The following is a 12597-nucleotide window of genomic DNA, read 5'->3' as shown; positions in this document are numbered from 1 at the left end:
GTATCCTTTCTAGTTTTAAGAAAGGACTTTTATTTATGGGTAAAATTGAAAAAAAAGATATTTTAGTTCAAAATATTTTAGATAAAATTGGTGGTCCTGATAACGTTAAAGATGTCTATCATTGTGCAACAAGAATGAGACTATCATTATTCAATCAGGATTTAGCTAAATTAAATGAATTAAAGACAATTTCAAATATAAAAGGTGCATTATGATCAAATGGAGAACTTCAATTAATTATTGGAGCTGAGGTTTCTAAAATTACAGAAAGTTTAAAAAGTAATCTTACGACTACTGTGACTAAATCTCAAAATACATCAGATTTCAATGCTAAAAAAATTGTTCAAGATAAAAATATATCATTATGAAGAAAATTTATAAAATCAGTATCAGCATTTTTTGGTCCATTAATTCCTTTTTTAATTGGAGTTGGTCTAATAATGGCTTTTCAACAATTATTAATAAGAACAAAAATTGGTTCTGATCCAACTAAAGCTGGTGCAATATTAGGTGTAGATTATAATATATTTGATTATGTACTTAACATCATTGCTTCAACCGGATTTAAAATGATGGGTGTTGTAGCTATGTGATCTGTTGTAAGGTATTTGGGTGGAAAAGTACCAACAGCAGTTGCATTATCATTGATAATGGTTTCGCCAATAATACCTGAAAGCGGATTAGATTTAATAAAATTAGGAAATTGACAAATAACTTTAAAACCATTTTATTCAACAATATTGGTATTTATTGTTATGGGAATAATAATTGCTTATATGCAAAAAGCAATAGAAAAATATTTCAACCCCGTAGCCAATTTTATATTAAATCCTTTTTTAACATTATTAATAGGTGGATTATTAGCATTCTTTATAATGGGTCCTATAATGGGAATAATTGAAAATGCATTATTAAATGCATTTAATTGGTTTATGAATTTACCGATAGGAATTGGAGCATTAATTGTTGGAATTACTTGACAACCGCTTGTTGTATTAGGTGTTCATAACATATTATTCTTTGCAGCTGTAGCTGATTTAACAGTAAACAATAATCCGTCAATATTTTTAGCAGCTGCATTTGCAGCCGCATGAGCACAAATGGGTGCAACAATTGCAGTTGGAATAAAATCAAAAAAAGCAATCGATAGATCTGCTGCATTTGTTGCCGCATTACCGGGAGTAATTTCGGGTCCAACAGAATCATGTATATACGGGGTTAATTTACCAAAAGGTATTCCATTTTTAACTGGTGTTCTAGCAGGTGGAATAGGAGGTTGATTAATTGGTATATTTAAAGTAACGCTTGATAATTTAGCCGGATTAGGTGGAATTGTTGGTTTCTTAGCATATACTGATGATTTGATATTAGCTATTGTAATAGACTTAGCTTCTTTATCTTTAGGTATTTTAATAACTTTCTTTTTATGAAGAGAAGAAAAAACAGAAAAATCATTAGCAATTAAAACAACAAAAAAACTTGCAAAATCAGAACATTTAAAAGGATTAAATGATTTTTCCGCTCAAGGATTAATAAAATTAATTAAAAGCTCAAACAAAAAAAATTGTAATAAAGAAGAATTAATTAATGAAATAAAAACATTAAAAGATGAATTATTAAAAATAAATAAAATTTTAGAACCTAAATTATTACAACTTATTTCTAATATAAAAAACGATATAAAAGATAAGGATTTAAATAAAGATTTAATAAAAAACCTTAAAGAAATTAGATCAGATAGACAAATAGAATTAAATAGTACTTATCAAGAAATAATAAAAACATTGAACACTCTAAAAGAACTAGCACCAAAAACTAAAAAACACTATAAATTAAGTATTAAAAAAACAAATATAGAATATAGTATAAATAGATTTTTAGAGTTAAGAGAAAGTAGAAATGCTTCATTATTTAATAAAGGACAAAAAATGTTGCTTATGAGTAATAGCGAAAAAAAAGAAAAAGGAAATATTTTAATTAAACAATCTAATGAAAATGATTGAAGATTAAGTAAAATTAATATTTTAAAAGATAAATTTAATGTCTTAGTAAAAGAACTTGAAGTTAGTCAAAAAGAAATTTCAGACGAAACAATAAAGTATTATAATAACATTGTTAAATATGTTAGCAAAATTGAGTTTATAAAATTAAATAATTTAGATAATTTTAAAAATCTATATTTTAATAACATACACAATTTGGAAATAAAAGAAAACATAATTAAACCAAAATTAGTTTAAAAAAAATTTAATGAAAGGAAAAAAAATGAAAAATAATATTTATGTAATTTCTTTGAGTCCTGCAATTGATTATATTTTAAAATTCGATGATTTTTTATTAAACAAAACTAATAGACCTTATTATACTGAAATGTACCCAGCTGGTAAGGGGATTCATATATCAATGATTTTAAATAATTTAGGTTTTGCTAATGAATCATTAATTTTCTCAAGTGGAAAATTTGAAGAATATTTTTACAAATATTTAGATATTGAAAGTATTAAATATAAAAAATTTAATTCAAAAGGAGATATAAGAATAAATATTAAAATAATTGACAGTCAACAAACAGAATGTAGCGTTTTAAGTCCTGAAATTGATGCAAATGAAATTGAGAAATTGTTTAAATACTTAAGAAATAATGCTAAAACTAATGACTATATTATTGCTACTGGAAGTATTCCTAATAATGTTGGAAATGATATATATTCAAAAATTGCAGTTCTCTCAAATGAAATTGGTTGTAAATTTGTTATAGATTCATATGGAACATCATTGTTAGAAGCAGTAAATAAAAAACCTTTTTTAATTAAACCGAATAAAGATGAATTATCTTTAACTCTTAATAAAAAGATAGAATCTGATGAAGATATAATTGAAGCTGGAAATACGTTACTAAATAAAGGAGTTGAAAATATTCTTGTTTCTTTGGGAAGTGAAGGAGCTATATTTATGAATAAAAATAATGTATATAAAGCAAGCATTGGTAAATGAAACCACAATTTAGTTAACGCAGCGGGAGCTGGTGATAGTATGTTAGCTGGTTTTATTTCTAAGTATATTGAAAAAAACAACTTTAAAGAATCATTAATAATGGGTATCGTTTGTGGAAGTGCTACTGCTTTTTCTAACAAAATTGCCTCAAAAGATCTAATTGATAATTTATTGGAAAATGTAAGTTCAATAAAATTGGATATATTAAAGTAAAATAAAAATCTAAGTAAAAGATATTTTAATCAATCTATACTTAGATTTTTTTATAATAGAATTGCAAAAATTTTATTTATATATAAATTTATTTGTAAACTAATATTATAATTATTTTGAATAAGGATGGTAATAATATGAAAAAAGTAAATATAGGTTTAGATATTGGTATTGCTTCAGTTGGTTGATCAATTTATGATATTGATAACAAAAAAATTATAAACGCTGGTTCTAGGCTGTTTAGTGAATCAAATTCAGGAAGTTCTAACTCTTCTACAACATCTGATAGAAGAATGCAAAGAGGAAGAAGAAGAAATTTAAGAAGACTAATATTAAGAAAACAAGATTTGTTAAAATTATTTGTAAAATACAACTACTTAAATAAAACAAATGATTTTTATAATCTAAATCTAAATATTAATTATTTAGAAATGAGAAAAAAAGCACTTAAAGAAAAAATTGCTCAGGAAGAGTTAATTGTTTTATTATTTAACTACATTAAAAAAAGAGGAAGTTTTAATTATAAAGATGATCTTTTAGAATCAAAAAAAGACAAGTTTGATGATATTAGTATAGATGATATAAAAAAAGAAACTAATTTATTACCTGTTGAAATACAGACAAATATTTTTAATGAGTATGGAAAATATAGAGGAGTTAAAGAAACTGACTCATTAATTGCACATGAATGGTATAAAAAGGAACTTGAACAAATACTTAACAAACAAGTTGAAGAAAATGTGGTTAGTCAAAGTTTTGTTCAAGAATATATTAATTTATTTGACCGTAAGAGATTATATTTTGAAGGACCAGGGTGAACTACTAGTTCTAAAACTTCAAAAAGTGAATATGGGTGAAAAGATGAAAACGAGTTTTATAGTAGATTAACTGGTTTTGATACATATAACAGTAATGAAAAAAGAGCTCCAAAACATTCTATGACTTCGTATTTATTTAATATTTTAAATGATTTAAATAATATAAATATAGATGGTATAGAATCAGGATTAACTTATGATCAAAAATATGAATTAATAGAGTCTGTAATAAATCATAATGGTCCTAAAAATAAGAATATTACTTTAAAATTAATTTCTTCATTATTAAAAGTTAAAGAATCTGATATTAAAGGTTATAGAATTGATAAAGAAAATAAACCGAACTTTACTAAGTTTGAATTTATAAATAAATTAAGAACATTATTAATTAACTCTAAACTTGATATATCTTTTATATCTCTTAAAAATATAGATTTATTAGATAAAATATCTGAAATTTTAACAATTTATCAAACAGCTGAATCTAGAAAAGAAAAGTTATTAATTGATTGTGATTATAGTTTCAGCAACGAACAAGCTGAAGTAATATCTTTTATTAGTTTAACCGGAACACATAGTTTAAGTTTTAAAACAATGAAAGTCGCAATTGATGAAATGTGATATGACAATAAGAATCATATGCAAATATTTGCAGAAAAAAACATTAAACCAGACTATAACATAAAAATTAATCGAAAATTTAATTCAATGCCATTGCTAAGACAAAAAATATCAGAAATGTATATTTCACCAGTTGTAAAAAGATCTTTAATTGAAAGTATTAAAATAATTAAAGAAATTGAAAAAATAAAAGATTTACAAATAAAAGACATTGTTATTGAATTGGCAAGAGAATCAAATTCAAGTGATTTTAAAAAATATATAAATGAAATTCAAAAGAAAAATGAGATAGAAAATAAAGAAATATTAGAAAAACACAAAGTATCTTTATTAAAAAAAGATTTTAAAACTAGACTCAAACTAATTTTATTTAATGAACAAGATGGGAGATGTGCTTATTCAGGTACACCCATAGATATTGATAGATTATATAGTGATCCAAATTATTGTGAAATAGATCATATTATACCTTTTTCAGTTTCATTAGATGATTCAAGAACTAATAAAGTATTAGTTTTATGAAAAGAAAATCAAGATAAAGGTAAAAAATCACCATATCAATATTTTAGAGATAAAAATAGGAATTGAAATGAATTTAAAGAAAAAATGTATTCATTATATGTCAAAAATAAAAAATTAGGTAAATATGGTAATAAAAAATATTCTAACCTAGTTTTAGAAGAAGATATTAATGATGTTGAAGTCAAACAAAAGTTTATTAATAGAAATTTAAATGATACAAGATATGCAACAGTTGAAGTCAAAAATTACTTAACTTTCTTTAAAAAGGAACTTAACAAAAGTTATTCTATTAAAACTATTAATGGAGGCTTAACAAGTTATATAAGAAATGTTTATTTAAAACTACCAAAAAAAGATAGAGATGATTACAAACATCATGCAATTGATGCTACAATTTGTGCAATAGCTCCAATAATTGATTTAGCAGAAGGCAAAACACTAAATAAAATACTTGATAGTGATGATGAAAATATTGTTCTAAAACTTGAAGAATTAGGTGATTTAAAAAATGATATTAATAACTTTGCTTATAAGTTCACAAAAAAAGTAGAAAAAAAATCAAATACACAATTATTTAATGAGTCTATTTATAGATGTATAAATGATAATGGAAACTTAATAAAAACAGAAAAAATTGATTTATTATCACTTGAACCACCAAAAATTAAAATAATTAAAGAACTTTTTACAACTAATAAAAATAAGTTATTAATATACGAATCTGATAAAAAAACATTTGACTATCTTGAAAACATATATAAAGCATATGTAAATGATGTTGATAAAAATGATAAACCAGTAAAAAACCCATTTTATCATTTTGTGAATGAATTAGGGGAAAGAATAACTAAACAATCAAATGAAAATACACCACCAAGTATTAGGTATTTAAGATATAAAGGATCAGTAATTAACCAATATACAAAAATTACTCATAAATTCAATAAAATTAAGGCAAACAAAGAAATTGTTATGATTGGATCTAACACTATAGGATGAGATTTATTTTATTCTAAAGTTTATAACTTATATAAAGTATTGCCAATTACTCATAATGTTGCATATTTTGAATCTAATAAAAGCTCATCAAATATTAAATATAAACTAAAAAAGTATGAAAGTGAGAAAATTTTATATAAAATTGATGAAACATATGAAAAAAAATTTACTTTGCACAAAAATAATGAATTAGTTTTTGATTATGACGGACAGAAATTTAATTTAATAGTTGTTGGTTTTGATAAAACTCATGAAAGACTTGAGTTTAAGTATTTATATAAAAAAGTAGATGATAATAAAAGATTACATAAAACAGTTAAAAAAATGAAAAATATCAAACTAATTACTTCAAATTCCACAAGAACAAAAGTAAAAATTATTGACTAATTATAATAAATGTAGTATATTATTAAAGTATATGCAATGTTCTACTACTACATAATTTTACAGGACTACCATATATAAGGCTTTAATGCCGTAACTGAGGAATTTATTCCTCTTTTTTTTATAATTATGTCTTGAAAAACTATTATTATAAAAAATGGAGAAAGGGTAAGTTTATTTCTTAATAATATAATTGTTGAAAATTCCAACATTAAATATCAAATACCAATTGATGATATTAATGTAATATTATTTGAAAATTATAAAACTATTATTACAACTAGAACAATTAACAAGTTAGCAGAAAAGAAAATTCTAACTATAATTTGCGATGTTGATTTAAAACCAATATCTATAATACAACCAATAGAAGCAAATCATATGCAATTAAAAATCATAAATAATCAAATTAATTGAAAAAAAGAAGATAAATTAAATTTATGAACTAAAATTGTTAAACAAAAAATTGAAGCTCAAATTGATGTATTAAAGTTAAATTATAAAAATTTATCAAAAATTAACCTACTTTACAATTATATTGAAGAATTAAAATACAGTGATTCTACAAATAGAGAAGGGCATGCAGCAAAAGTATATTTTAAAGAATTGTTTGGAAAAGAATTCACAAGAGGTGATGAAAATCATATTAATGCAGCGTTAAATTTTGGATACACCATATTAAGGCATGCATTTGCAAGAACTATAAGTGCTAAAGGATTACATCCAACAATTGCATTATTCCATCATAATATGTATAATGCGTTTGCTTTAGCAGATGATTTAATGGAACCATTTAGACCTATTGTTGACAATTTTGTATTTAATAATGTAATGCAATTAGATTATTTCACCAGAAGTATTAAATTAGAACTTATAAATTTATTAAACTCAAAAATTTTATTGGATGGTGTAAAAGTTTATTTAACAAATGCAATTGATAAGTATGTTGATATGATAATAAATTATTTTGATACTAAGAATCTAGAGACAGTTCAATATCCGATAGCCTCATCAGTGGAATATTATGAGTTATAGATACATGAGACTAATGATATTTTATGATTTACCATTTGATTCAAAAGAAAATGTTAGACACTATAATAAGTTTAGAAATAATTTATTCAAAGAAGGATTTCATATGATTCAATATTCTATTTATTGTAAACTTTGCTATAATAAAGAATCTGTTGATTTTGTTATAAAAAGAATTAATAAATTTTTACCAAAAATGGGTAATGTTAGATTTTTAACAGTAACAGAAAAACAATATCAAAATATACAAATTGTTGTTGGTAAGAAAAGTGACAAAGAACTTTTAATAAATGATAGGAGGCTTATAGAATTATAATGAAAGTTATAAATAAAAATAATAATAAATTTTTTAACTACAATATGATGAATAAAAATATTATATTAATTAATAACGTTGAAATAAGTAATGATATATTTAATGTGCTTTCGTTAATTTTTAATAATAAATATTCTACTAGCGAATATGATATTATTATGGAAAAAAATGACATTTCAATAGATAAATCTGTTGATAAAATAATTAAAATACCAACATATTTTGATTTTTTAAAAGATATTTGTGGAGGGGGCAAAAGTATTTTAAAAGAGTTGATAATATTATGTTTAAAATATGATGCTTTTTCATCATCTAGCATTACTAACTTATTTAGTTTTATTAATACAATTGATTTAACAGAAATAAGTTTGTTGGATAATTTATTAAATAACTTAAATCAAAAAACAGGCTTAAATTTTGAATATGAAATTCAAGATCAAATAATTAATTATATTGCTGAACAAACAATATTTAAAATTAGTTCAATAAACAGTGAAGAAAATATAATTAATATGTGTCAAAGTAAATTAAGAAAAATTTATTTAGAGCTAATTAAATCAATAATTAATATTGAAGACAAAAATATACATTTATTATTTGTTAATCCTTTTAATTTCCTAAATTATAAAGAAATTGTTGAATATTATAATGAAATTTCTAATATATCAAAATATACAATAATAACAGATAAATTTGTATATTGTGATAACATTAATAATAGTATTTTGAAAGTTTGATATGATAGTAACTTTTTAGATTTTTCAAATATTTACGATAATATAAAATTTTACATGAATTTTTCAAATTTAATTAGTGAAAATGAATTTATAGAAGAGTTAAAAACTAATATAAATAAATTAATAAGCAGTTATAATAATGAATTAATTGAAATAAACTACCCTGTTTTCCAATATTTAATAAATAATTAAATAATTAATAAAAAGTATTGATTTGAGGTTATGGTACCCTGTAAAATTATGTAGTAGTAGAACTCTATACTAACAAAAACATTCATAAAGGATGTTATGGTACCCTGTAAAATTATGTAGTAGTAGAACTGAAAAATAATTGCTATAATTTCTTTTGCTGTTATGGTACCCTGTAAAATTATGTAGTAGTAGAACTAAAACAAAATTTATTTTAAAAGTTGTTTGGTTATGGTACCCTGTAAAATTATGTAGTAGTAGAACTTTATTTTAAGATAATTATAGATAAGTTGCGTTATGGTACCCTGTAAAATTATGTAGTAGTAGAACACGTAACATATGTAAATGTTGCTAGACATGGTTATGGTACCCTGTAAAATTATGTAGTAGTAGAACAGGTGCAATGTCAATTATTTCTGGAATTGGGTTATGGTACCCTGTAAAATTATGTAGTAGTAGAACATCTGTCATCTCTCATATGATATACATTACGTTATGGTACCCTGTAAAATTATGTAGTAGTAGAACATCGGGTTTTTATTTTTGGTATCTCTTTGTGTTATGGTACCCTGTAAAATTATGTAGTAGTAGAACTTAAAATAATGAATGTTTTATTAGACAAATGTTATGGTACCCTGTAAAATTATGTAGTAGTAGAACTTTCAAATCTTCAATGGATAGATTTCATATGTTATGGTACCCTGTAAAATTATGTAGTAGTAGAACGGCTATGCAATTCCTAAAATAATATATGATGTTATGGTACCCTGTAAAATTATGTAGTAGTAGAACCGGTATGAGTTGATTTCCAAAAGAAGGTGGGTTATGGTACCCTGTAAAATTATGTAGTAGTAGAACATAAAAAAGGTTGATAACTATCTTTGCTAAGTTATGGTACCCTGTAAAATTATGTAGTAGTAGAACTAACTTCTATAAAATAAGTTATTTGTCCTCGTTATGGTACCCTGTAAAATTATGTAGTAGTAGAACCTCTGCAAAATCTAATAAGAGTGTAAAAGTGTTATGGTACCCTGTAAAATTATGTAGTAGTAGAACAAAGAAAAATGGAATGATTTAAATACAATGGTTATGGTACCCTGTAAAATTATGTAGTAGTAGAACGATACAGATTGAAAAAAGTGAAATTCCACAGTTATGGTACCCTGTAAAATTATGTAGTAGTAGAACTGGTTGTCTAATTCTATTTAAATCACACATGTTATGGTACCCTGTAAAATTATGTAGTAGTAGAACACAATCAAGCCCTTTATTTGATAAAATGCTGTTATGGTACCCTGTAAAATTATGTAGTAGTAGAACAAGTTTTGATTATCTCACCATTTTTTTATTGTTATGGTACCCTGTAAAATTATGTAGTAGTAGAACAAGTATGAAATAAGATTTTAATTAGTTGAGGTTATGGTACCCTGTAAAATTATGTAGTAGTAGAACATTAAATCTGGGTTGCAAGTTGTGATTCTAGTTATGGTACCCTGTAAAATTATGTAGTAGTAGAACAAGTTCACTTTGTTAGCATTAGGAACAGGCGTTATGGTACCCTGTAAAATTATGTAGTAGTAGAACCAAAGATGCTAATAGTTCATGTTCATTAACGTTATGGTACCCTGTAAAATTATGTAGTAGTAGAACATATCACACGTTATCACAAACAAAAATGGTGTTATGGTACCCTGTAAAATTATGTAGTAGTAGAACTTGTCAACAGTTTTGAAAGTACAATAGCAGGTTATGGTACCCTGTAAAATTATGTAGTAGTAGAACGTCATTATTCTTTTTCCTTTCTTTTCATTAGTTATGGTACCCTGTAAAATTATGTAGTAGTAGAACGACGAAACACTTGACCCAGACTCAACTGAAGTTATGGTACCCTGTAAAATTATGTAGTAGTAGAACTTTCAACAACAGTGTCAATTCATCTATTCAGTTATGGTACCCTGTAAAATTATGTAGTAGTAGAACAAATAAAAACCCGATACCAACTTACAATGTGTTATGGTACCCTGTAAAATTATGTAGTAGTAGAACTTTGAATTATGTAGGAGCAAACGGAGTTAAGTTATGGTACCCTGTAAAATTATGTAGTAGTAGAACTTTTTGGTCAAATAAATATGAGCGAGGTTAGTTATGGTACCCTGTAAAATTATGTAGTAGTAGAACTTTTGCATTATTTGGTAATTCGAATTTGTTGTTATGGTACCCTGTAAAATTATGTAGTAGTAGAACAAACAAAATGAAGCAAATAGCTTCTTGAGAGTTATGGTACCCTGTAAAATTATGTAGTAGTAGAACAAAATCTTTATCTATTGCAAAAGAGATTATGTTATGGTACCCTGTAAAATTATGTAGTAGTAGAACCAAACTTTGAAGGTTTAGTTTTATTAATGGGTTATGGTACCCTGTAAAATTATGTAGTAATAAAATTAAAAAAATTATTAATATTAAAATTTAAGGAAATAATTGTAAATACCATAGCAAATATTTTTTTAAAAAGTCCTAAATGAACATCTAAAATAAAATTGACAGTAAAAAAGTACTTTTATTGTTAAAATTTTATTGAAAGGTGTTCTTTTTATATGGCAAAACAATGAACAAAAAACGAAAAACTTAATATAATTAAGGAATCAAAAAAATGGGTATTTTAAATGCGGCATTAAAGTTTGATATTAGTACTAGCACAATTAAAAGATGAAAATCAGAGGTAAAAGTTAAAGGTGAAGGAGCCCTTGAATGAGGTAGCGGAACACAGGCAAAAGGAAATATTAAAAAATTTAAATCTCATGATTGAATTTTTAAAAAACCTGATGATATGAGCATTGAAGAATTAAGAAAGCTTTGAAACTGGAACGAGCTTTAAAAAAGCATTTGGCGAAGACGACTAAGGAAAAGTACTTCGCCATTTTTAATGTTAAAAAAATGTTTTTTTTGAATTTATCTTGTTTATATTTAAAAGTTTCAAGGTATGGATATTTAAAATGACTCAAAAATGGAAAACCAAAATATAAAAATTATAATAGAATTTTAGCAATTAAAATAAGATGCCTTTTTTACTTGTTTAAAAAAAGATATGGTTATAATATGATAACTTTATTTTTAAACAAATACTTTAAAGAAAGATTAAACCCTTGAGTTGTTTATAGATATATGAAAATAATGAGTTTAAAAGCAGCAAAGAAAAAGAAAGTTCCAAACTATGATAAATCAGGTCCATTAAGATTTGAAAATCTACTAAATAGAAACTTTAAATCTAAAAATATAAATGAAAAATGAGTAACAGATGTAACTTATATAAAAACTATTAATGGAAACGTATATCTATCTGTTATAAAGGATTTGTTTAATTCAGAAATTATTGATTGAAAGTTATCGGTTAGTCCTAATAATAAATTATGTCATACAAATTTAATAAGCGCCATTAAAAAAAATAGGTGCTTCAAAAATAATTCATTCAGATCAGGAGGCACCATACACAAATGAAACTTGAAAAAGATTATGTAAAAATAATAATATAAATATTTCTATGTCAAGAAGAGGAAACCCCCCAGATAATGGTGCCTGTGAGTCTTTTTTTGGAACTTTTAAAAATGAATGTATATATACATATAAAGTAAAAGAGCTACATCATTCAAATATTTATAAAATTATCTCAGACTATATAGAGTTTTATAATTATGTTAGACCTTCATTAAAACATAAAAAAACTCCATACGAAATTCGTATGGAGAAAGTATCTTTTTAATGTCAATTTTATTTT

At 24.2% G+C, this 12597-nt stretch carries 9 protein-coding genes and 1 CRISPR repeat array; all 9 genes read left to right on the top strand.

Features of this window, described 5'->3' with window-relative positions; translation table 4 throughout:
- The first annotated feature begins 35 nt into the window (after positions 1-35).
- On the top strand, positions 36-2240 hold the full coding sequence (locus SLITO_RS03305; protein ID WP_075058361.1) for a PTS transporter subunit EIIC: 2205 nt from the start codon (positions 36-38) through the stop codon (positions 2238-2240).
- A 25-nt stretch (positions 2241-2265) separates the two neighbouring features.
- Positions 2266-3207: a 1-phosphofructokinase family hexose kinase gene (locus SLITO_RS03300; protein ID WP_075058360.1), complete on the top strand. Its 942-nt coding sequence runs from the start codon at positions 2266-2268 to the stop codon at positions 3205-3207.
- 137 nt (positions 3208-3344) lie between these two features.
- Positions 3345-6554, top strand: a complete 3210-nt coding sequence (cas9, locus tag SLITO_RS03295) for a type II CRISPR RNA-guided endonuclease Cas9 (protein ID WP_075058359.1) — start codon at positions 3345-3347, stop codon at positions 6552-6554.
- Positions 6555-6680: 126 nt separating this feature from the next.
- A complete protein-coding gene (gene cas1, locus SLITO_RS03290) occupies positions 6681-7586 on the top strand; it encodes a type II CRISPR-associated endonuclease Cas1 (protein ID WP_075058358.1) in 906 nt (301 codons plus the stop codon).
- Positions 7576-7899, top strand: coding sequence for a CRISPR-associated endonuclease Cas2 (gene cas2, locus SLITO_RS03285; protein WP_235443360.1), 324 nt, complete (start codon positions 7576-7578; stop codon positions 7897-7899). Before cas1 ends, cas2 begins: the two co-directional genes overlap by 11 nt.
- Entirely contained in the window at positions 7899-8828 is a 930-nt protein-coding gene (locus tag SLITO_RS03280; RefSeq protein WP_075058357.1) for a hypothetical protein, read from the top strand. Before cas2 ends, SLITO_RS03280 begins: the two co-directional genes overlap by 1 nt.
- A gap of 27 nt (positions 8829-8855) precedes the next feature.
- Positions 8856-11267: a CRISPR direct-repeat array (repeat unit 36 nt; unit sequence GTTATGGTACCCTGTAAAATTATGTAGTAGTAGAAC).
- Positions 11268-11475: 208 nt separating this feature from the next.
- Positions 11476-11700, top strand: a complete 225-nt coding sequence (locus tag SLITO_RS03275; RefSeq protein WP_075058356.1) for a hypothetical protein — start codon at positions 11476-11478, stop codon at positions 11698-11700.
- Positions 11679-12341 carry a DDE-type integrase/transposase/recombinase gene (locus SLITO_RS03270; RefSeq protein ID WP_144416405.1) on the top strand — a complete coding sequence of 221 codons (663 nt, stop codon included), beginning with the start codon at positions 11679-11681 and terminating at the stop codon, positions 12339-12341. Before SLITO_RS03275 ends, SLITO_RS03270 begins: the two co-directional genes overlap by 22 nt.
- Positions 12259-12582 carry an integrase core domain-containing protein gene (locus SLITO_RS03265; protein ID WP_327196261.1) on the top strand — a complete coding sequence of 108 codons (324 nt, stop codon included), beginning with the start codon at positions 12259-12261 and terminating at the stop codon, positions 12580-12582. Before SLITO_RS03270 ends, SLITO_RS03265 begins: the two co-directional genes overlap by 83 nt.
- Positions 12583-12597: the final 15 nt, after the last annotated feature.

It is taken from the genome of Spiroplasma litorale (assembly GCF_001267155.1).
Lineage (GTDB): Bacteria > Bacillota_I > Bacilli_A > Mycoplasmatales > Mycoplasmataceae > Spiroplasma_A > Spiroplasma_A litorale.
This window is presented reverse-complemented; position numbering and strand designations above follow the sequence as displayed.